The following is a 23,059-nucleotide window of genomic DNA, read 5'->3' as shown; positions in this document are numbered from 1 at the left end:
TGATACAAGTATCATATAAAATGGATCACAAATATGAATACGACCAAAGCATTTGAGAAGCTGGAAGCCGGACCTTTTCGATATAGCTAAAAAACCGGCACTCCGTTTGCACGTTTCAAATCCAGCGGCATAAAGATGCTTCAGTAAACGGCCTAAATCCTGCATTTTAACCAATTCAGGCCTGTTTTCTCAAAAACTATTGTATCTTTATGAAGCTATCGACGGATCATTTTTACCCGCCGACCCATTCAATACGATAGCATTTACCATCGAGTTTTATCCGTACCCATTCGAATGAGCGAAATTCTGGACCCAACTGATTTACCGGAAGATCAAAATGAAAACACCTTACACCAGCAAACCGTGGTGTCGGGCCTTTACGAAAACTGGTTTTTAGAGTACGCATCCTACGTCATTCTGGAACGAGCGGTTCCGGCCGTTGAAGATGGGCTGAAACCGGTGCAACGCCGGATTCTGCACGCCCTGAAAGAAATGGACGACGGGCGTTTTAATAAAGTCGCGAACGTCATCGGGCAAACCATGCAATATCACCCGCATGGCGACGCTTCCATCGGCGACGCCCTGACGACCATCGGACAGAAAAACCTGGTGTTCGATACGCAGGGCAACTGGGGTGACATCCGAACTGGCGACGGCGCTGCGGCTCCGCGTTACATCGAAGTCCGGCTGTCGAAGTTTGGTAACGATGTCATTTTTAACCCCCAAACCACCGAGTGGCAACTGTCGTATGACGGCCGGAAAAAAGAGCCGGTTACATTGCCCGTCAAATTCCCGCTGCTGCTGGCCATGGGCGTGGAAGGCATCGCCGTTGGTTTATCAACCAAAATACTGCCGCACAACTTCATAGAACTGATTGAAGCGTCGATCAGTATTCTGAAAGACAAACCGGTAACCTTGTATCCCGACTTTTTGACTGGCGGTTACATCGACGTCAGCAACTACAACGATGGCTGTCGCGGTGGCAAAGCGCGGATCCGGGCCAAAATTGAAGAATTTGATAAGAAAACGCTGATTATTCGCGAAATACCGTTCGGCACAACGACGACGTCCATCAAGGATTCGATCATTAAGGCCAACGATGACGGTAAAATAAAAATAAAGAAAGTGGAAGATTTAACGTCGAAAGATGTTGAAATCCACGTTCACCTGGCGCCCGGCGTTTCGCCCGATATCACCATCGATGCCTTGTACGCCTTTACCGAGTGCGAAGTGTCGGTATCGCCCAATGCCTGCGTTATTATTAAGGACAAACCGCATTTTGTTACGGTTACGGACATTCTTCGGGTAAACACGCAGCAAACGGTTGAACTACTCGAACGGGAATTGCAAATCCGACGGGCCGAGTTGCTGGAAAAACTGCTGTATAGTTCGCTCGAAAAGATTTTCATTGAAAACCGCATTTACCGCAAAATTGAAGAGTGCGAAACGTTCGAGGCCGTTCTTGAAACCATCGACAAAGGGTTAAAACCGTTTAAAAAGCAGTTTTATCGCGAAATCACGCAGGACGATCTGCTGCGTTTAACCGAAATCCGGATCAAGCGGATTTCCAAATACGATGGCTTCAAAGCCGAAGAGTTGATGCGGAGACTGGAACAGGAATTGGCCGAAGTAGACGACAATCTGGCCAATCTGACGCGGTATGCCATCAATTATTACAAGGATTTACTCCGGAAATACGGCAAAGGACGCGAACGAAAAACCGAAATTCGGGCGTTCAACACCATCTCGGCCAATGTCGTAGCGGCTGCCAATGCCAAACTTTACGTCGATCGGGAAGGCGGTTTTGTGGGCTCCGGTTTGAAGAAAGACGAGTTTGTGTCCGACTGCTCCGATATTGACGACATCATCGTGTTCCGACGCGATGGCAAGTGTCTGGTGACCAAAATTCAGGATAAAACCTTCGTTGGCAAGGACATTATTTACTGCTCGGTTTTCAAGAAAAACGACGAACGGAAAGTCTATAATCTCCTGTATCTGGACGGAAAATCGGGCATCACCATGGCGAAACGGTTCAGTGTGACCGCCGTTACGCGCGACCGGGAATATGATCTGACCATGGGAAATCCCAAGTCGAAGGTACTGTGGTTTTCCGCCAATGATAACGGTGAAGCGGAAGTTGTTACGATTAATCTGACGGCCCAGAGTTCGGCCAAGATCAAGCAGTTCGATTACAATTTTGCGGAAGTTGGCATCAAAAACCGCTCCGCTCAGGGTAACATTGTCACTAAATATCCCGTGCGAAAAGTCAGCCTGAAGTCGGGTGGTGTTTCAACGCTCGGCGGTGTCGATATCTGGTATGATGAACACCTGGGCCGCCTGAACCGCGACGAACGCGGAAAATATTTAGGCAATTTCGACAACGGTGCGAGCATTTTAGTCGTCTATAAAGATGGGCAGTACGAGTTGACCAACTACAACCTGACCAACCGGTATGAGCCTTCCGAAATTGCCGTGCTCGAGAAGTTCGATGGCGAACGGATTCTGTCGGCGGTTTATTACGAAGTGAACCAGAAGTCGCATTATGTGAAGCGGTTTAAGGTTGAAACCACGACGCAGGACAAGAAATTCAGTTTCATTGGCGACACCAAAGGATCGAAGCTGCTGGCGGTGACGGCGGACCGGTTTCCCCGATTCGAGATTGCCCATCAGATGAAAGACAAAGGGCCTCTCGAAAAGATGGTGCTGGAGCCAGAAGGCTTTATCGACGTCCGTGGCTGGAAAGCCCTGGGAGCAAAACTACCGTTTGCCAAGGTTAAAGAAGTGAAATTACTGCCCCCACGACGGAATAATGAGCGGGATATAGCGGAAAATAGGACGATAACTCCTAACTTAATCGTCGTCGAACCGGAAACGGAAGAGCCAACCGACGAAACGACCGAAATCGAAGACGCCGGAGCCGAGAATTCGACTAAACAACTAGGACTGTTTTCATGACATGAATCCGATGTCGTACACGACTGGCCGGCAATCCGGCAATTACAAAGGAGTTCGGACTCCCGTTCGGGTGTCGAGGATGAAACGTCTCGTCAAGACTAGCATTACCCTTGGTTTTGTGGGCGTTACAACCGTGCTCCTTTGTAATTTCTGGGTCGTGTACAGCACCCGGAGTCAGGTCTATTTTGATATGGACTCCCTCCCTGCCAACGAAGTCGGTCTGGTGTTGGGAACCAGCAAGTCGGTCAAAAGCGGCAACGAAAACCTGTTTTTCCGTTACCGGATGGAAGCCACGGCCCGGCTCTGGAAAGTGGGAAAAATCAAACACATTATTCTGAGCGGCAACAATGACTCGGAATATTACAACGAACCTTCCGACATGAAAAAAGCCCTGCTTCGGCTGGGCATTCCGGAGGCCGATATGACCCTCGATTACGCCGGGTATCGAACCTTCGATTCGGTCGTTCGGTGCAAACAGGTCTTCAATCAGGATAAGATTACGATTATTTCCCAGAACTTCCATAATGCCCGCGCCCTCTACATCGGTAATCATCAGGGCATTGACGCCATCGCTTTTGCGGCTCAGGATATTCCCGGCGGGTATTCGTTCCGCACGTTGATCCGCGAATACCTGGCCCGCCCGCTGGCCGTTCTGGATGTCTATGTTGTGCATCCACAGCCCGAAATGGAGAACAAGGAGATTCGATAAGCTCCCGCTGCCCTTTCCGAAATACCGCCTGAAACCGTGAGTTATCGGGTCAAACCGGCCGGTTATTCATTCGGGTTTACCCGTCTCAAAAATCATGGCTACTTTCAGATCGTCAATTGATTTTCTGAACAGCAAATGCTATGATTAAATTTATTTATGTCGTCCTGTCGATCCTGGGATTCGGCTTTCTGCTGTCCTGTAAAAAATCGGGTTATGAAACCCGCAATGGCGTTGTGTATTTCAAAGATTCTCCCCTTCGGACAGCGGACGTCGATTCATTTAAATCCCTGAACAACGTTTTTGGCAAGGATGCCCACGCCGTCTATTATCGCGGCACTTCCATTGAAGCCGATCCGGCTAGTTTTGAAGTGCTGGATGAGCATTATGCAAAAGATAAATCCTCGGTTTATTATTGTGATAACGCACTCGATGGCAAGACTTATTTTACCGTTCGAAAGAACGTAATCAGCCGCCTAGACAAAGCCGATCCTGCTTCTTTTCAGGTATTGACCGATGGTTATGCGAAAGACAAGGTATACGGTTATTCAAATGGAATTTTATTTCCGGTGAAAGACATCGCGTCTTTTCAGCCCCTTAATTTTGGTTTTGCGAAAGATAAAGAAACCGGTTATTATTCATTGACGATGATTCCGGGAAGTGATGGAAGCTCTTTTGAAGCGATAACGCAGGACTTTTCAAAAGACAGGAACCGGGTGTATTACTGCTGGATCAATTACAACGATCCGAAAGGCCCGCGCATCCGGGTAACTCAGGTACTCGACGGGGCTGACCCCGGCACGTTTACGGTACTGGATTCGTATTACGCCCGGGATAAAACCCACGTTTATTACAAAAACCGCCCCCTGAAAACCGCCGATCCGCTTACCATTCGTTTCGTTAGGCCGAACGATTTTAATTATGTAGCTGACACAACGCAGGTGTTTTATGAGGACAACGTAATTACCGACGCTGATCCGTCCACGATCGAACTCCTGAACGAGTCCTATGCACGGGATAGTAAAACGGTTTTTTACAAAGAAAAAAGTATAAAAGGCTGCGATCCAGCTTCGTTTGCGGTGCTGGGTTTGGGATACGCAAAAGACCAGAAGCGTGTTTATTTCAATGGAAAGGAAATGAAAGGTGCCGATCCGGTTTCATTTAAAATGGTTGATAACGTGTACGAACAGGATGCTTCGGACGCTAACCATCCGTATTACGAAGGCAAAATAAAACCAAAGGAGACTACTTCGTAGGGTATCTCAGGCGTCCATTAAACTTTTGAGGGGATTTGCATCTAAGGGCTATTATCTTCAATTCGGAACCTCTATGAAAAAGCTACCTTTAGTTGCTGCTTTCCTGCTAAGCGGGCTGCTCATTTGCACCAGTTTTACCCCTAAAAAGCCCGGTAAACAACCGGTTACTATCCAGATCACGATGGTTCAGAAAACAGGTCAACTCTGGGCCAACATGACGTTTACCAACCAGTCGGCAGCACCTGTTTATCTGAATAAACTCGATATTGGCATGAGCCCAAGGTTGATGAATAACCTCTTCATCCTCCAGCAAAAAGGCCAGGAAGTGCCCTACGCCGGTATTCTGGTGAAACGCCGGCCGCCAACGCAGGATGATTTTGTGTTGCTGCCACCCGGAAAGAGTGTGAAGACAACGATTCGGCTGGATCAATCGTATGCTTTTAAATCCGGTAAAAACCGGTACTCGATTCAATACCGCCATTACCATAGTTCACCAAAAGATGCTGCGGTTTTCCATGAATTTACCTCGAAGCGTTACTACTTCGATTATGCAGCCGCCAACCTGAAATCCTGACTGATGGCATTTGCGAGGTCTGGAACTAATAACGAGGGTGAACACGAGGTGTCTGATTTTTAGTTTTTCGGGGAGTCGCCGATCAATCCGGAAATTTTCGGGACCACCTGACCTGCTCTTTTAACCCTCTGCACCGGCACGCATTGTACTCAGTTGGGTCAGCACCACGCCCGTCAGAACTACGGCCAGCGCAATTAGTTGCTGGCCAGCAATCGGCTCACCGACCGCCAGCCAGCCAACGAAGACGGCGACCAGTGGATTGACATACGTGTGGGTGCTGACGAGGGCGGGCGGCTGGACAGTGACCAGCCAGGCAAAGGCAAGATAGGCGATGAGGGAACCGAACAGAATGAGGAAGCCTAAGCCACCCCAGGCCGCAAGCGGCACGTCTTGCGGATCAAAAGCATACCACTCCCCCTTGACCTGGGCAACCAAACCGGAAAAGAGACCAGCCGCCAGCAACTGGATTGTTGGATGCCAGAGGGTATACCGGCCGGGCTTAATCCGCCGTGAAGTAAACAGGGTTCCGATTACCCATAGAATAGAACCTGCCAGCACAATGACAGTACCTACTACTAAATTGGGTGATTGTGCTACCTGCGGAGTGTGAACCGGTGTAAACCGGGTGAATAAAAGGATGCCCACAAAGCCAAGCAACAACCCCGCGATCACTTTCCGGTCGCTAAAATAGAGTTTCCAGCGCGGATAGTCCAGCAGGACAAACCAAAGCGGTTCGGTCGCCACAATCACCGCCGTTGTGCCCGAGGTAATGTATTGTTCAGCCACTACGACCAGCCCTGAACCACCGACCAGCATAAGAATTCCACTGATGGCCAAATCACGGATTTCTTTCCAGTCAGGAAATTCCTGCTTCCTGCCGTAAGCAAGCGTGGCCAGTAAAAAGCCCGCTGCCAGATAGCGCAGGGCCGAAATAATGAAAGGGGGCATGGCTTTCAGCGCATACAGATTGGCTAGATAAGTGGTCCCCCACACAAAATAGACGGCAATGAATGCGGCTACCAGCCATACTCGTGAAACGTTTCCTGTGTTCATTGTATTACCTGCTAAACACCTTTTAACGGTATGAATCGTACCCTATAAACTATAACCGTCAAAGCTTGTTTTACAGGTAATAAACTTTATTTACTTTTAGTCCATGGCAAAAGTCAGTACGATCACCGAGATGGACCTGGCTGGTGGGGCTGCCTGTCTTGATTTTGTCAACACGGCCCTCGAATTTGATGAGCCCGTGGAGCGGCTGCATACCTACCAGGATCTGCTTCGTCTCATCCGCCGGTTATCCCTGCTGGACGAAAATACCCTTGCCGCCTTGACGCACCGAGCCGAAGCGGATCCCGGGCAGGCGGAGCGGGTTTTGCAGAAAGCCCGTCAGGTACGACAAGCCATGCTTCCTGTTTTCGCAGCTTTGGCAAAAGGGGAGCCGGAACAGCTAACGGCTCCAGTCTTGGAAGCTTTTAACGAAGCTGTCAACGAAGCTCTGGACAAACGAGTTTTTTTACGACAGGCCGATCAATTGGCCCTAAGCTGGGCGCATCCCCAAACCGATCTCCTGCAGGCGGTCTGGGTTTTTAGCCTGTCGGCTTACGAATTACTTACCAATCAGGACCAAAAGCTGATTAAACAATGCGGTGCCTGCGCCTGGCTTTTCCTGGATACAACCAAAAACCATCGGCGAAAATGGTGCGATATGCAAACCTGCGGCACCAGCGTAAAAGGCCGTCGCTACTACCAACGAAAAAAACAGGCGTGAGCCAGAAGCAGGGTTTGCCGACTTTCCCGCTCCCGCCCCTCTACCTTTTCACAGCGACGGTGAACCCGCCTTTAGCCGCTTTCAGTTGAACTCGTACCGGTATAGCTGCTATTTTGACGCTATTTTTTTGTAAAGAATATTCCGGTATTGGACCATAAAGGGCGGTCCTACGTGCATTTGAAACCCGATTAATCCCTCGGGAACAAAGTTTTTAGAATCTTCATCAATCGCAATACTCATCACCTGGTTATTGATGATGTGGATCATTATGGGTCCGCGGGCAATAATGTGGTACGAATTCCAGCCATTGATATTGACTACTCCCCGTAGCATTGCCGGGTCTGCAATCTTTGCCACTGATTTAAAGGCGGGTCCGTCGACAGCACGGGTTACTTCACCGCGTCTGGCTAACACGACATGCCCGGTTCTTCCCCGTTCTTCGTGCACATTGCCGGTAAACAGATTAGTGAAATCCAGATCGGCCTGATAGCCTTTCAGAATCCATTTCCCAACTTCCGGCAGTTCGATGCTTCGATACTGCATACCGCTGTTGGTTCCGTTTATTTTGAAATCAAATTTGATTTCAAAATCCTTTACTTTTCCTCCGCGCCAGATAAGAAAATTATTTTCCCTGACTACTTTAGTGGGTGTTGTTTCGCCAATGAGTATACCATTCTCGGCGCGCCAAAAGGTGGCGTCTCCCTCCCACCCATTCAATGTTTTCCCATCAAAAATAGGTACAAAGCCCACGCTGTCATCCTTTACGGTTGCCGGGAACAATCGGCCCATTCCTCCTGCGGGTCTGGTGGCCGGATTAGCAGCGGGAACGGTTTGGGCCTTAACAGCAGACCCCGGCAGCAAGCAGGAGGTCAGTAAGCCCCCTGCCAACGTAAAAAAACGGACGCGATTTTTCCAGGCTATTTTCATTTTTGTCTTGGTTTGATTAGTGAAATTTTATTTAAAAACCGGTTGTAAACCGTGTCATCAATACCGGTCTATCGATAGTTCAGCAACTTTTTACTCGATCAGGTTTGAATTTACCCGCACATTTTTGAGCGTAAATCCCTTGACAACGGTTTTGTCCATTGTCGCATTTTGGCTTTTTACCCGGAAGTTTTCAAAAGTGAAGTCGGCCAGTTTGTCGCGTTCTGAAACGGCTACGTCGAAGAACGTGTCACACACCAGTTCAATATTTTTCAGCATCACGTGGTGAGCCAACGAAATCGGTTGATCCTTGCGGCCCTGTAAGTCATAAAACTGAGTCCAGGGTTTGGCATACAGCAAGCTGTGCGCCTGGCCTTTAATGTTTTCGACGGTAATGTATTCGTACAGTTGGGGCGTATCAGGTCGCATCTTCAGCCACAATACCCGGCTGGCCTCGCTGACGTGGCAGTTGCGCATGAGAATGTTCCGGTTATGAATCGCTTCACTGCCGCAGGTCAGCGCCGAATGGCAAAATCCAAATTCACAGTCTTCGATGATGATATTGGTGTTGGCCCCGTTGCTGGGCACCCGGTCGGCCCAGGGCCCTTTGCCACCTTTGAGAGCAATGGCGTCGTCATTGACCGACAGATAGCAGCTTTTAATCAGCACGTTGGTACACACATCCAGATCAATGGCATCCGTACTGGGTGCTTTCACGGGCTTGTAGGGCGAATAGATGTGTACATTCAGCACTTTCACGTTCCGACACTGGTAATAGTGACTGGTCCAGAAACCCGCATTGTGCAGTTTTACATCCTGAACCTGTACGTTGTTGCATTGCCAGATGAAGACCAACCGGGGCCGCGACACCTCCAGATTCGTGCAGTTCGGGTTTTCTTTCCGGCGGGCCCAGAAAGCCTCCCAAAACCGTCGGCCGTTGCCATCAATGGTCCCTTTTCCGGAAATTGTAAAGCCATCGACCTGATAGGCGTTGACCAGCGCCGAAAAGTAATCCAGACTCTGCCCTTCCATCCGCGAGGGTAATTTAGGATAGTCGGCGATGGTGTCAGAGCCTTTCAGAACGGCGCCCTCCACCAGGTGCAAATGGGTTTTGGGCTTGAAAAATAAAGCCCCGCTCAGAAACGTACCGTGCGGAATAACAATGACGCCCCCGCCCTTCCGGGCTGCGGCATCGATAATCTGCTGAATCGCATCGGTTTGCACCAGGGTGCTGTCTGGTTTTACGCCAAAATCCGTGATCACATATTTCTTACCGAGTTGGGCCAGGTCTACTTTGTGGTTTGCCGTAAACCAGCTACTGATTGGACTGCCATCCGGAAAGGATGCTTTCACCGCGTTTTGTGCAAAAAGTGGTGCGCTTAGGACAATCCAGCTCATAAGGGCAACGATCCCTATTTTCATACTCACTTTGTTTAGATCGACGAATTTGTCTGGTAAGCACCCCATAGGCTCACTTCTACTGATTGATCTTTCTCCTCCTGATCAGGGCCGGCGTAAAGTCTTTATTCAAATTATTTTAAAAATTCACTGAAAATATCGTTTTTGAACTGGAATGAGAATACCGCACTCGAAACCATTAACCTGCCAGTAGTATGTATACCCGGACTATGATGACGATACGATTAACCCTGCTGCTGGTGCTAAGCCTGGGAGCCCCCTGCACGTTTGCACAAATACCGGTCACGCCTTTGCGCATCATCGTTATTGGGGCCCATCCGGACGATTGCGACCTGGGTGCAGGCGGAATAGCCTCCATTTACTCCGCCATGGGTCATAAAGTCAAATTTGTATCGATGACCAACGGGGATGCGGGGCATCAGGACATCGGCGGGGGCGAGTTGGCCAGAAGAAGATACAAGGAAACCCAGGAAGTGGCAAAACGGCTGGGCATTACCTACGACGTGCTCGACAATCATGACGGTGAGCTGATGCCTACGCTGGAAAACCGCCTGGCGGTCATTCGCAAAATCAGGGAATGGAATGCGGATGTGGTGATCGCACCCCGAACCAATGATTATCATCCGGATCACCGAAACACGGGCGTCCTGGTGCAGGATGCCGCTTATTTGGTCATCGTCCCCAACGTTTTAAGCAGTGTGCCCCCACTGGCAAAAAACCCTGTTTTTCTCTACTTCCGCGACGGTTTTCAGCGCCCCAATCCGTTCCGCCCCGACATTGCCATCGATATTACCGAAACACTGGCTAAAAAAGTTGAGGGTCTGGATGCGCATACGTCCCAGTTCTATGAGTGGTTACCCTGGACCCGGCAGGATCTGGCTAACGTTCCCAAAGACCCCGTGGAACGGAAGAAATGGTTGCTGGCCGCGATGGAAAGGCGCTCTGCTCTGACGCCCGAAATTAAGGCTTCCGTTGAAAAATGGTATGGGCCCGAAAAGGCTGCCAAGGTAAAATCGGTTGAAGTCTTCGAAATCTGCGAGTATGGGAAACAGCCCAACCCGGACGAAATCAGGCGGCTTTTTCCCATGCTGCCGCGTTGACTTTGACAAAACAAACGGGGGAACGGGGAGTTTTGCAGGTCGCCCATTGCGTCCGGGTCCAACCCGGTTGCCTGCTTCGTTGAGTAAATTACCTCCAGTAACCACTTTGCCTTATGCCGGTTCCCATCAAACCGCGTACCGATAGAGCAATCTAAAGGCCCTAAATGATGACTAAATTGACCCCATGCTAAAGTATACGTTCCTGACATTTCTCCTGATACGCTGTGCACTGGTGACCCAGGGGCAGGGTAAAGACCCGCTTGAAAATGTAGTGATTACCTCCCAAAAGGGAAAAACCCGGGTATTCACGGAAAACAGGGAATTGCACGTAAACGTATCGCCGAAGGATGTGCTTGCCTACAAAGCCGCCGGATTGGTACATTACAGCGGCTTCGGTGCCAGAGGCAATGGAAAAACCGATGATATCGACGCTATCGCTGCGACCCATGCATTTGCCAACCTCCACGGTCTTTTGGTGAAAGCCGATGAGGGAGCCACCTACTATATCGGCGGAAAAGAGCGCACAGCACTCATCCGGACTGACACTGATTTCGGAACGGCGGCCTTCATTATCGACGACACGGAGGTAGAAAATCGAAATGCTTCTGTTTTTACGGTAGGTTCAGACCTCAAACCGTTTAAGCTCGAAACGATATCCTCCCTTCGGAGGGATCAGAAAAAAATCGATGCGTCTTTACCCGGCCCCTGTCTGATCACGGTTACGAATTCCAGGGTAAAGCAATACATCCGGTTTGGGCTCAACCAGAACGATGGATCTTCGCAGACCGATATTTTTGTCGTTGACAAAACCGGCAACGTGGATAAAAACGCTCCGATCATCTGGGATTTCGACGAAATTACGGAAATAACCGCGCTGCCCATCGACGAGAAACCCCTGAAGATCACTGGGGGACGTTTTACCACCATCGCCAATAAAGCCGAATCCAAGTATACCTATTACAACCGGAATATGGCCATCAGGCGGTCCCAGGTGCTGGTTGAAGGGCTGGAACACCGCATCAGGGGCGAAGAAGACCACGGTGCACCCTATGGAGGCTTCCTCAATATTGGTGATTGCGCCTATGTTACGGTAAAAAACGCCCTCCTGACCGGACACAAAACTTATACGACCATTGGTGCCGCGGGCAAGCCTGTCACCATGGGAACCTACGATCTTTCGGCCAACCGCGCCCTGAACGTATCCTTCGTAAATTGTAGTCAGACCAACGACATCAACGACAACCGGTACTGGGGCATTCTGGGTTCTAACTTCTGCAAGAATCTGCTGTATGACCATTGCACGCTTTCCCGGTTTGATGCCCACCAGGGCGTTGCCAATGCCACCATCCGCAACTCGACCCTGGGGCACATGGGAATCAATGCCATTGGCACGGGCGTCCTGCTGGTAGAAAATTGCACGATCCGCGGCAGGAGTATTGTCAATCTGCGCCCCGACTACGGCAGTACCTGGCAGGGCGAACTCGTGATCCGCAACTGTGTTTTCGTGCCGTCCGACGGCAAACCGGTCAGTGCCGCCCTGATCAGCGGATTCTATACCGGTCAGCATAATTTCGGCTACACTTGTTATATGCCGGAAAAGATCACCATCGAAAACCTCCGCATTGACGACTCCCAACACCCTGAAACGTACCAGGGACCGGCCATTTTTGCCAATTTCAATCCGGAAATGACGGACGATTCCTACCAGGAAAAATTCCCGTATGTCAAAACCAAAGAGGTCATTCTCAGGAACGTAACCACTTCCAGCGGCAAACCCCTCAGAATCAGCGACAACGTGTTCATGTTCCGGGATGTCAAGGTTAATACGGGTCAATGACGTTTTATTCCTGTGCGGCTCCTGCCTGCAGTGCCACGGAAAAAAGGCTTCTCATCCCCCAGTTTAGTAGTTGAAATTCCAGCTGAGGGACGGGATGATGGTGCCAAAAACCGAAAGTTGGTAGCTACGGGTGGTGGTATTCACGCGCTGAAAATAAATCGAGTACGGGTTCTTGCGGGCATAAACGTTGTAGAACGATACCGACCAGTTGCTGTACCGATGCTGACCTGGCCTCCGTCGACCGTCTTTGGTAAACGAAACATCCAGCCGGTGGTAGTCGGGGATGCGGTCGGCGTTGCGCTGTGAGTAATCCAGCACTTTGGACCCGTTCAACCGATAGGTCCCGTCGGGATAGGTTGTCGGCCGGCCGCTGGTATAAATGAAATTGGTGCCGAACGTCCACCCCCGGCTCCATTTCCACTGGGTGGCCAGGGTCAGATTGTGGGGCCGGTCAAAGGTAGAGGGATACCACGCACCGCCGTTGATCTGGTCACGGGCGTAGGTGGTCTGAACCCGCGCCAGCGTTCGGGCAAATGTGTAGGCCAGAAGGCCCGTCAACAGACCGCGCGTTTTCTGAACGCTCACCTCGACGCCATACGCCCGCCCCTGAGCCGCCAATAAATCGGCATCCAGTGCCGGGTTCAGCAGCAGCGTTGCTCCATTGCGGTATTCCACCAGTTGGGTCATTTCCTTGCGGTACACCTCCAGCGAGGTTTCGTACTGATTATCCCGGAAGTTGTGAAAATACCCCACGGCCCACTGATCAGCCACTGCGGGTGTTACCAGTGCGTTGCTGAGTTTCCAGAAATCGACCGGTGAGATAGCGGTCGTGTTGGAAATCAGGTGCAGAAACTGCCGGGTGCGGTGGTAGCTGAATTTCAGGGAACTCGCGGTGGTCAAGTTGACCCGCGCCGTCATCCGGGGTTCCCAGCCGCCGTAGCGTGCGACCGGTTTTCCGCTCCCGTAGTGCAGGGTATCGGTGATGGTTTCGCGGCTGCGGGGCACGCCCTCCGCATACTGGTAGGCCTCTCCCGGCCCGATGTTGGAAAACCGGGCGTATCGAACCCCCACCTGAATCGACAGCCAACGCAATGGCGTCCATTCGTCGGAGAGGTAGCCCGCCCATTCGCGGGCCTGTTCGGCAGCCAGCGTCTGGGAGATGATGTTCGAGCGGGCACCTGTGGGCGTGATGGCCCCCGGCAACAGGACATAAGCCGTCAGCGAACTTCCAAACTCGATCCGGTGAGACGGTCTGGGCATCCACAAACCGTCGAACCGGGCGTCGCGCTGGCGGAGCGTCGAGCGATAGCGGTACGTGTTGGCCGCGCCCTGACCATCCAAAAAAAAGCGATAGTCGCTCTGAGTGGCGGTCAGGTTAAATGACAGGCGGGTGTTGACCCGCTGGCTAAAGCGGGCCGTGAGCAGGGTCGACTGGGTGGTATAGAGCGTATCCTGCGGGAATTTAAAGGTATCAAACGACCGGTAGAGTGTGGTGGTCAGCTGGCTATTCGGGGTAAATCGGTACGTAATCCGACCGTTCAGATCATAAAATGAGGCCCGGTTGCGGTTGGTTGGGGCCGGAAATAGCCCCAGTAGCAGCGACGGATAGGCCATGCGTCCCCCGGCCAAAAACGTTAGTTTTTTGTCCTTCGTTATGGGTCCCTGCACCAGCAACCGACTCGTCATCAATCCGATTCCCCCGGTACTGCTAAGCCGGTCGGTCTCGCCCGTTTTGGTGTTCATCAGCAGCAAACTCGACAGCCGCCCACCGTAGGCAGCCGGTATGCCGCCTTTATACAGCGTGACATCCTGAATGGCATCGGCGTTCAGATTGCTCAGTAGACCCAGCAAATGGCTGGTATTGTACAGCGGTGCGCCGTCCAGCAATACCAGATTCTGATCCGTGCGACCACCCCGTACGTTGAAACCGCCCGCCCCCTCGCCCACCGTGCTAACCCCCGGTTGAAGCGTCAGGGCTTTGAGGACATCGACTTCGCCAAAAACAACGGGGATATTACGCAAACTCTTCATATCGAGCTTGACCACGCTCATTTGAGTGGCCGAAACGTTGGCATCCGGGGCCCGGCCCGTTACACTGACCTCTTCCAACTGCCGGATGTCAGGATTAAGCATCACATCGACGACCTCATCGGTGCGGCTAACGTCCGCCGGAACACTTCGGCTGTAATACCCGATCCGGGAATAAGTCAGGCTGTACAATCCGGGAAGTACCCGCAGGCCATACGCACCCGTGCTGTCACTCAGCGTACCAACGCCCTGTTTCTTGATGGTGATCGACACATTCGGCAATCCCCGTCCCGATGCGCCATCGGTAATTCGGCCCCGAATCCAATACCGGTCCTGGGCCCGCACAGCGGATACGGCCAGCAACACCAGGCCTAGGGTTAATCTCAAACAAACGGAGTAAGGTCGCATGCGGGTTGAGTAGCAAGATTATTTTCCATACGTGAGCCATTTGGCGGGCGGAGCGGCCTGAGCCTGCTCCCGCGCCAGACCCGGAATTTCAGGGCGGGCATTGCTAAACAGCAGGGGTCCGAAACGCGAAACAAACCGGGCGTAATTGATGGTATCGGTTGGGATGATCATGCGCTGGCGACTGACGGCCGACGCTCCGAAGAACCCCAGGGCCAACTTGTTCGTGTCTGTCGCCGATCGGACGTTGCCCTCGATGCTAGCGGGCTGCGGATCGAAAATCGTACCGCTGCGCGAAAGCTGCTCCTGGTAGAGTACCCAGTACTGATAAGCCGCCCGCGAGAGAGCGTACTGCCGGACTTCTATGTATTGGGTGCCTAAAGCAACCAGGGGAGCCGTTAACACCACCTGTCCTGCGAGCCGGTTTCCGTTGATTAGCTGGTCACTGAGAACCTGGGTAAGCGGGCCGTAAAACGGCGCATAGGCTCCTTCGCCAGCTGAGATTGATCGGTTGTAATACCCCTGCGGATCGTTGCTCGTGCTCCAGACAGGCATATAACTCATGGCCTGCCAGCGGTAGAAGTTGCCCGGCTCGGGCGGATCCTGGGTATCGATGCGCACCACAAATGAATTAAGCGCCAGTAAAGTGGGGTCGGATACCCGGTATTCGGCGTAGAGTTTCTCAATGGCGGGCACCGGAGCCAGCACTTCTGGCCGGGAAACGTAGCGGCTGCCATCGGGCAACTGAATCCGCAGCGTATAGGCACGGCCCGGAACCCCCTGAAGCCGGGAGTCCCGCATCCAGTAGAAAGCCGGGTTCAGCGGATCCTGCTGCAGTTGAGCCTGATGGCCCAGATTATCTTCCACGGTAGCCACGGCCCCGTTGATGGCCAGTTCGTCAGGAATCAGCAAAGCCCGGTTCAGATTGCCCGAATACGTCAGCTTAATGACGTACGGCGGGGGTTCATCGGTAATCAACCCATCCACCACCAGCCGACGCTCGGTTTGCCGGATGGGCAATTCGACCGGATCGACGCAGCCAGCGAAGGTCGTCAGCAGAAGGTAGAGGGCGATGGAGCGTTGCACGGGTCTGGTCAAGGTTTGTCGATCGTTCATCTTCGGGTCAAAAGGCCAAGTCAATCGGTTTTCCGGAATTTGTTTCAGGGCGTCAACTCCCACCAGTCAGTACAGCCAACAATACGGTTGATTCCCAGGCTGGTTCTTTGAGCCTCGTAGCCCCAGCCCAGGTACGCCCGTTCGGGTTTGGCTCCGTCCGGTGCGCTGAACACGGCCAGCAACTGATTCCCCTGACCCGGGTAGTCGGTGATGTACTGCCAGCGGTTGGTGGCGGGATCATACTGCCAGAGATCACGCAATCCCTGTCCGTCGGGTGTCAGCCCCAGGCCAAAATAACCGCTGCGGGCCAGCGCGAAGCCTACACCCCGCTGCCGGGCCGAACCCGGAAAATCGGCCCGCCGGCTCCAGGCATCGGTAGTGGGGTCGTAGGCCCAAAGCCGGATGGGCTGGCCCGGTCGCTGGTTCACCACATAACCGATGTTGCGGATGGAAAAGGTGGCCAGGGTTCCGGGTGGTTCGGGCAGGGGAGCACGCACCGTCTGGGTGAAGGTAGCATGGATGCTCCGCATGGCGGGTGAGCCGTTCTGGGTCAAAAAATACGCTTCATCGGTGGTTGTGAAAAAGGCTACTTCGCCGTCTTCCCCGCCGTACAGAGGTTTGAGCGGGCTGCCGCCAACGGGCAGCAGAACCGCCATATCCCGGTAATAAAAATACTTACCGGCCGCCCGCTCTTCAGTGATGTAGCCCAGTCCGCTGAACTGGTAACGATCTACGCCCATAAAAAACACGTTGTACTGAATCACACCCTGGCGGGGTATTCGTGATTCCCCAACGGCATAAAACGGCCAGCTATCGGTCGCCCGGTCGTAGAGCCGAATTTGCAGGCGATCCTGAAGCGGACCCGCATAGCGGAGCAGCTGCACCCGGTTTCCCACATAGGCACCCGTGCCGGGATGGCCACACCCATTGTCGGGGTTGGCCCCACAAACGGCATCAACCGCCACGGGGCAGGCCGTATAATCCCCCCCGGCAATCGGTGCATGAGCCAGCCGGGTCCAGCGGGGCGCGGTTGGAAGCCGGTGCGTATAGGAACGTACCGCCGTAATCGAATCCTGACCGGCGAACTTAAAAGCCAGCCGGAACTGATACGTTTGCGCATTGACGAAACCATTCAGCCGGAAGGTCGTCAGCGTAAACAGGTTCAAATCTTTGGTTTCACCGGGCGGCATTGGAAGCGGACTGCCATCGGCCGAACTGGCCGTAATTCGCCAGCCGGGAGCGTCGAGCCGGATACTTTTCACAATGACCTCCACCGACGTTGCGCCCGTGGGTAATACGCTCACCAGCGAAGCCTGTGCCGCAGTGTCCGGTTCCTGAATCAGAACCGGCACTGCTTCGTCGGAATGACAGGACGCCACCAGTATCGTCAGGATGATCCATTTCAGTGAAGTATACCCGTGCGTCAGGTTGATCATTCGTGCGATTCAAACGTGAAAGGTTGGCAGACAGCCCCAACAAAGGCCCACTGAACGGAAATTACCGGCCAACCGGCTTTCGTTTTCAAAACCGGTTTTCAATTCCGGGCATGACCGGTATCGAGGTTTATTCGCGCGGCACTGCCCATTTTCGTGGAAAATTTCTGTAGTTGCAATATAAAAAGAAGAAATAAAATTTATTTCATTTTTCCTGAATAGCGGTCCAATTAACGAGGGTATGACTGCAAGCGTAGGAGTGCGGTTTTGTATTCTTCCGGGTGAATCTGGTTTACGCCTGAATGGCTTCAACGGGAATGAAACCATCTGGTGTGGGGAAGAAAGGTCTGCGATGGCGGGTTTGTGAAAGGCCTATACCGATTTCGGCAGACGTAATAGTCGCTATTTCCCACTTTAAACACTCGTGAAACTTCTTTGGCGATTCACTCCCTTCATTTGGTGATTCATCGCTGTCGGTTGGGAAAGGAGGTCAAATGGAATTAATTTGCACCTAGTGTTGTCATATTGAGCAATCTACAATCCGGACGCTATGACATTTGTTTACCGAAAAAGGCAAAAAGCCGAAATCAGCCCGTATTTTAATCTCACCTTTGCCCAGGAAAATCTCCGGCGCGAGAAACAGCGGGCGGGATTGATGGCGGTTGTCTTCAGCCTGGGCGTCATTATTGCGCTTTTTTTCCACTCCTTCATTCCTGACTCGGCTTTTCCGCAAAAGGCCAAAGACGAGGTTTTGAAGGTGGTTTTCAGCTTTGTACTGTTCATGTCCCTCTATGAACTGAGCATCTGGAATCTGTTCCGGGTGTGGCTGCGCAAAGGGGTTACCATGCCGCAGTTTACGAAATTTCTCAACGCCACCTTCGAGGTCACTTCCATCTCTCTGTTAATGTATCTGATTTCGGATAAGTTCGAACATCCGATTCTGGTGATGCTGTCGCCATTTGCCACTTTTTATTACTTTTTCATCATCCTCTCCACGCTTCGGCTCAATTTCTGGATTTCGTTTTATACGGGCCTTGTCGCTGGCCTGGAGTACCTGCTGCTGAGTTTATACCTGCTGGAAGAACCGTCGACCACGATCGATTCGCTGGATCTGTATATGTCGGTTTCGTTTGCCTACATATTGAAAGCGGGCATACTAGTGTTATGCGGGGCCTGCGCCGGTTTTGTTTCCCGGCAAATTCAGAAAAGCATCCAGACGTCCATTGAAAGCAGCGAGATTCATGATCAGTTGGTTACCTTCTTTGGGCAACAGGTTTCGCCCGAAATTGCGGATTTGATTATCAAGGAAAAAGGCATGCTCAAAAGCCAGCATATGAAAGTTAGTGTGCTGTTTCTGGACATCCGAAATTTCACCAAGTATGCCGACAAACACACGGCGGATGAGGTCGTTGCCTATCAAAATTCGTTCTTCAGAATCATCGTCGACGTTGTAAACCGCCACGGTGGCATTGTCAACCAGTTTCTGGGTGACGGATGCATGATTACTTTTGGTGCCCCGATTCCGTTGGAAAATCCCGCCCAAAATGCCGTAAAAGCCGGGTTGGAAATCATTGCTGAAATCAAGAAAGCCGTGTTTGAAGACCGGATTATTCCCACCAGCGTCGGCATCGGCGTGCACGTGGGCGATGCGGTCATTGGCAACATTGGCACCGAAACCCGGCAACAGTTCTCCATCACCGGCAATGTGGTGATTCTGGCCGCCCGCATCGAACAACTCAACAAAGAATACGGCACCAACATGCTGGTGTCTCAGGATGTCATCAACGAACTCTCCGAATACCCGGCTTTAACGGAACTTCTGGGCGTCGTCGACGTCAAAGGCATGGAAGAAGGCGTCGAATTATACAAACTGTCCTGACATCAGAACAGGAACCCAACGCGAAGCAATGGAAGCCTTTCTTCCTCCGAGATCGCGTATAAAAACGAGATAACGGCCTGCTTGTACGGCGACAGCCAGACTCCCCCACCGTAACCGTGGTGCCAGTGGTTCGAGTTTTCTCCCTTTACCCAGACACGCCCGACGTCGTTAAAGCCCAGTAAACCGACATACGCCGGGAACAGATACGTACGAATGGTCGCGACTTTAAGCCTGAGTTCGGTATTGTTGTAGAGCGTACTCCGCCCCGCAAAGCGTGTTCTCCGAAAGCCGCGCAGATTCGACAGGCCGCCGAGCGTATTGGCCTGAAAAAATTCAAAATCCGAGAAATTGATTCCTCCACCCACCCGCGAAGCGATAGTCAGCGTGGTCGGAAGCCGCAGACTGGCGTAAAAAGCCAGATCGGATTGCAGTCGCGTCAGATTTTTAGAGTAGCTGGTGATCCCGTTATAGAGCCGTAATTCCGTGCGCCAGTACGTACCGCGTGTGGGCAAAATCTTGCTGTCGCGGCTGTCGATCAGAAAACCGGCTTTCAGTCCCGCGTACAAACGTCGGGTAAACAGGTTCTGGCCATCGGGTAAGCTTTTGGCAAATTCATTGATATACCGCTTCGTATTTTCCTCTACTTCAATGCTTTCCACCGCCGGGCCATAATACAAATTGAGGCTGCCCACTTTGTGCTGAATTAACGCACTCAGTGAGATATTTTCGAATCGGGTACGATAATACCGAATGCCCTTATTTTTATCAAAAACCGTATTATTACCGAGTCCAAAAAAGTTGGAAACATAATTTGGAGCCTGAATGTCGGCATCGATACGCAGATCGGCACCGCCAATGACGTCCGTAAAAATACCGTCGTAATTAAAATTATAGGCCTGCGTGGCAAATGCGTGATTGACCACAAACCGGTGCTGCTGGGCAAACGGCACCTTCCGGAAACCCTGTTTGGTATAAATAAAACCGCCCCCCAGAAACAGGCCGTCATCCGGATTGTACTGCACCGAAACCTGCGGAAATAAAACGTCGTATTTAAAGCTTTTCCGGTCATAGTCATTCACTGCCGACTTTCCCGACAGCCGCAGCCGGGTTTCAGAACCGGGCTCTACCATCGTTTTTTTAGAATCATAAACCACGGTTTTTCGTCCGGGGCCCGACACGGACGAACGATCAACCACCTGATCGCGGCCTTTTCCGCCAATGATTCGCACTAAAATTCCGTCGTTCGTTTCGCCTTGCAGGATGAATTCATCATCGCCACCCATGCCATACAAACGCACTTCGCGCGTTTCGTCCGCACTGAAAACACGCCGGTAGAGCTGTTCTCCGGACTCGCCCTCTTTTTTCAGTTTATACACCACCACCGTCATTTGTCCGTCCGGTTGTCGATCCACCACAAACCGCTCCTTTTTATCACTGCCGGTAACATCAACGGTACGGGCCAGAAACCGGTAAAGTTCAGCGGCATACCGGGTCAGATCCGCACGGCGGCTTTGCAGCCTGGCTTTAAGGGTGGCCGCCGTTTCCTGATACGCAGCTTCAGGCAATTGCTTCAACGCGTCATCGATCACGGCATCCGTCAGCTGGTTTTTGAGGGAGTCGGCGGTTTTCAACCAGTCTTCCAGCGAGGGCTCGGTCAGAAAACTCCGGTCAAAATACCGCGCATTGAACGCCAAACCGGGCACATCGCGAATCGTTGCGTTAAATCCCTGAAACTTCGGCATGGCCCATTTCCGGCTCACAATGCGGGGAATGAGCCCCATATTCACAAAAAAAGCCTGATCACGGTCCCGCGGAATGGGCTTATAGACGGCTCCTTTGTGGCTTTTGAAACTCGCCCAGCGCCATTGATCATCGTGCCGATCCCAGTCGCCCAGCCAGATATCAAAAATACGCGCTTTCAAAACCGCCTGCTGGTCCACCTGATTATCATTATCTTCGGCCAGTTTATCGAGGAGTTTGAGCGTACTGACTATTTTTTTGGTACCGCCAAACTGGCTGCTGCTTTCATAACTCCCATCGACCCGTTCTTCAAACAGGGCCAGTGATTTAGCGAAAGTCCGGCGGTAGGGTCCGAGCAGGGAATCATCCGGCACGATCACTAATTTGGGATTGGTATGAAAAACGCCCGCAGCATCGGCCAACGGCGGTACGACCAGGGCTGCAAACGGGTGCGAAGCCGAAATCTGATCCTGAACCAGATCATGAACAAAACCGCTTCGCAACGTTTTCGGAATGGCGTTTTCGGCGTATTTCTCAACCGAACGCAGCACGTATTCTTTGCCATCGTTGCCGGCCAGCCGCAACGAAAACGTCTGCATACCGCCCCCGCGTTGCAGCGGTTTCAAGCCGCCCGCTTCCCGGCGCAAATCCAGCACCGGAACCGAAACCGGGCTTTGCCAGACCTGGCGGTAGTTTTCACCCAGCAACATGCGATGAAAAGGCGAAGCGGCATACTGCCCGCTGGGAATGATGTTCAGCACCGTTGGCGACGCGGTTTTCGGATCAACCTGAACGGGTTTTACGGGAAGTGTAAAGGTCGTTTCAAACAGCAACCGGCCGGTTTCGGTGCCCTGATCGGGCGAAAAAAACCGGACTCTTGTCTGACCGGTTTCTTCAAAATCCAGTCGCGCAAATCCCTTGGCAGACGAAGCGAATAAACTGTTGCGGCCTTTCTTGACCGACACCGATTTGGAACCACTCCCGCTCGTGACGTAATACGTCGAATCGCGCAGAATCAATTGCTCGTTGTGATCGTGCCCGTTGACGTAGACGACGTTGCGGTATTTTTTGAGGAGCGAAACCAGGCCATTCCGCATCATTTTGTACTTCGGATGCTGAATATCCTGAATATTTCCGATCACCGAACGATAAAAAGGATAGATCGAACCCAAAACCGGCAATGGAATATACAGCGATGGATTGAGGTCCGTTAAGGGAAACAGGTGATCTTTCAGCGTAAAATAACCGCCGTGTTCGCCGTGGCTGTACATCGGATGATGGCCGGCTAAAACGACTTTTTTGGTTTGATTTCGGGCCAGAACATCATCCAGCAACAGCAAAAACGACGGCAGGTCTTTGGCTTCGCAATCCGATTCTTCACCCGGTTTATCCCAGGGATGCAACCACCACTGCGTATCGATCAAAACCAGTGTAATCTCGTCAGTTAAAGGCACTTCCACCGGCCCCGGGCAACCGTCTTTTGGAAAAAACACATCATCACGGCCTACTTCGGCGGTCACAAAATCCGCCTGATTACGAATCCGCTGCCAACCTTCGCGCTTTCCCTGCTGCCAGTCGTGGTTACCCGGAATCACAAATGCGCGTCCTTTAAAACCGCTCAGGATGGCCAGCTGATCGCGCATCCGACGCTCGGCTTCGGCCCGGTCAGCGTGCGATGAATCGGGCATTCCCCGGGGATAAATATTGTCACCGAGGTAAATCAGGCTGCTGTTGGAACCGCTGTTTTGCAACTGTTTCTGAACGGTTTTCAAAACCGCATCTTTTCCTTCCGGCTGCGGTTCGCCGGCGTCGCCCAGCAGAAAAACCGTATAGGGTTTCGATTGGGCGATAACCCGGTGGGAGGAAAACAAAATCAGGCAGAGGAAGGCTGTATAGCGTATTTTCATAAGCCTATT

General features: G+C 52.0%; 15 protein-coding genes. 8 read left to right on the top strand and 7 right to left on the bottom strand.

Features of this window, described 5'->3' with window-relative positions; translation table 11 throughout:
- Positions 1 to 294: 294 nt before the first annotated feature.
- From EHT87_RS05090 to EHT87_RS05075, 4 genes are all read left to right on the top strand, one after another.
- Positions 295 to 2,955, top strand: coding sequence for a DNA gyrase/topoisomerase IV subunit A (locus tag EHT87_RS05090; protein WP_124904487.1), 2,661 nt, complete (start codon positions 295 to 297; stop codon positions 2,953 to 2,955).
- A 79-nt stretch (positions 2,956 to 3,034) separates the two neighbouring features.
- Positions 3,035 to 3,664 carry a SanA/YdcF family protein gene (locus tag EHT87_RS05085; RefSeq protein ID WP_229320929.1) on the top strand — a complete coding sequence of 210 codons (630 nt, stop codon included), beginning with the start codon at positions 3,035 to 3,037 and terminating at the stop codon, positions 3,662 to 3,664.
- A gap of 140 nt (positions 3,665 to 3,804) precedes the next feature.
- Positions 3,805 to 4,917 carry a DKNYY domain-containing protein gene (locus EHT87_RS05080; RefSeq protein WP_124904483.1) on the top strand — a complete coding sequence of 371 codons (1,113 nt, stop codon included), beginning with the start codon at positions 3,805 to 3,807 and terminating at the stop codon, positions 4,915 to 4,917.
- A gap of 73 nt (positions 4,918 to 4,990) precedes the next feature.
- The gene (locus EHT87_RS05075) at positions 4,991 to 5,491 is read left to right on the top strand and encodes a hypothetical protein (protein WP_124904481.1); all 501 of its coding nucleotides are present in this window, start codon (positions 4,991 to 4,993) and stop codon (positions 5,489 to 5,491) included.
- 120 nt (positions 5,492 to 5,611) lie between these two features.
- On the opposite strand, the gene EHT87_RS05070 is transcribed toward EHT87_RS05075, so the two are convergent.
- Positions 5,612 to 6,544, bottom strand: a complete 933-nt coding sequence (locus EHT87_RS05070) for an EamA family transporter (protein ID WP_124904479.1) — start codon at positions 6,542 to 6,544, stop codon at positions 5,612 to 5,614.
- A 103-nt stretch (positions 6,545 to 6,647) separates the two neighbouring features.
- Between EHT87_RS05070 and EHT87_RS05065 the strand changes: the two genes are divergently transcribed.
- Entirely contained in the window at positions 6,648 to 7,262 is a 615-nt protein-coding gene (locus EHT87_RS05065; RefSeq protein ID WP_124904477.1) for a CGNR zinc finger domain-containing protein, read from the top strand.
- A gap of 108 nt (positions 7,263 to 7,370) precedes the next feature.
- On the opposite strand, the gene EHT87_RS05060 is transcribed toward EHT87_RS05065, so the two are convergent.
- Together EHT87_RS05060 and EHT87_RS05055 are read right to left on the bottom strand one after the other, a co-directional pair.
- On the bottom strand, positions 7,371 to 8,042 hold the full coding sequence (locus tag EHT87_RS05060; RefSeq protein WP_185716144.1) for a 3-keto-disaccharide hydrolase: 672 nt from the start codon (positions 8,040 to 8,042) through the stop codon (positions 7,371 to 7,373).
- A 237-nt stretch (positions 8,043 to 8,279) separates the two neighbouring features.
- A complete protein-coding gene (locus EHT87_RS05055; RefSeq protein WP_124904473.1) occupies positions 8,280 to 9,608 on the bottom strand; it encodes a rhamnogalacturonidase in 1,329 nt (442 codons plus the stop codon).
- 206 nt (positions 9,609 to 9,814) lie between these two features.
- Between EHT87_RS05055 and EHT87_RS05050 the strand changes: the two genes are divergently transcribed.
- Positions 9,815 to 10,705, top strand: coding sequence for a PIG-L deacetylase family protein (locus EHT87_RS05050; protein ID WP_124906031.1), 891 nt, complete (start codon positions 9,815 to 9,817; stop codon positions 10,703 to 10,705).
- A 184-nt stretch (positions 10,706 to 10,889) separates the two neighbouring features.
- Positions 10,890 to 12,542, top strand: coding sequence for a hypothetical protein (locus EHT87_RS05045; RefSeq protein WP_124904471.1), 1,653 nt, complete (start codon positions 10,890 to 10,892; stop codon positions 12,540 to 12,542).
- Positions 12,543 to 12,605: 63 nt separating this feature from the next.
- Here EHT87_RS05045 and EHT87_RS05040 read toward each other — a convergent pair whose 3' ends face one another.
- The 3 genes from EHT87_RS05040 to EHT87_RS05030 are packed head-to-tail and all read right to left on the bottom strand — an operon-like array spanning position 12,606 to position 17,527.
- The gene (locus tag EHT87_RS05040; protein ID WP_229320857.1) at positions 12,606 to 14,957 is read right to left on the bottom strand and encodes a TonB-dependent receptor; all 2,352 of its coding nucleotides are present in this window, start codon (positions 14,955 to 14,957) and stop codon (positions 12,606 to 12,608) included.
- A gap of 39 nt (positions 14,958 to 14,996) precedes the next feature.
- The gene (locus EHT87_RS05035) at positions 14,997 to 16,091 is read right to left on the bottom strand and encodes a DUF4249 domain-containing protein (protein WP_124904468.1); all 1,095 of its coding nucleotides are present in this window, start codon (positions 16,089 to 16,091) and stop codon (positions 14,997 to 14,999) included.
- A gap of 44 nt (positions 16,092 to 16,135) precedes the next feature.
- A complete protein-coding gene (locus EHT87_RS05030) occupies positions 16,136 to 17,527 on the bottom strand; it encodes a Kelch repeat-containing protein (protein WP_124904466.1) in 1,392 nt (463 codons plus the stop codon).
- Positions 17,528 to 18,074: 547 nt separating this feature from the next.
- Between EHT87_RS05030 and EHT87_RS05025 the strand changes: the two genes are divergently transcribed.
- The gene (locus EHT87_RS05025; protein WP_124904464.1) at positions 18,075 to 19,403 is read left to right on the top strand and encodes an adenylate/guanylate cyclase domain-containing protein; all 1,329 of its coding nucleotides are present in this window, start codon (positions 18,075 to 18,077) and stop codon (positions 19,401 to 19,403) included.
- A gap of 2 nt (positions 19,404 to 19,405) precedes the next feature.
- Here EHT87_RS05025 and EHT87_RS05020 read toward each other — a convergent pair whose 3' ends face one another.
- On the bottom strand, positions 19,406 to 23,050 hold the full coding sequence (locus EHT87_RS05020) for a BamA/TamA family outer membrane protein (RefSeq protein WP_124904462.1): 3,645 nt from the start codon (positions 23,048 to 23,050) through the stop codon (positions 19,406 to 19,408).
- Between the last annotated feature and the right edge of the window lie 9 nt (positions 23,051 to 23,059).

The sequence above is a fragment of the Larkinella knui genome (assembly GCF_003858645.1).
GTDB classification, from domain to species: domain Bacteria; phylum Bacteroidota; class Bacteroidia; order Cytophagales; family Spirosomataceae; genus Larkinella; species Larkinella knui.
Note: the sequence above shows the minus strand (reverse complement) of the source record. Positions and strands in the feature narration are given on the sequence as shown.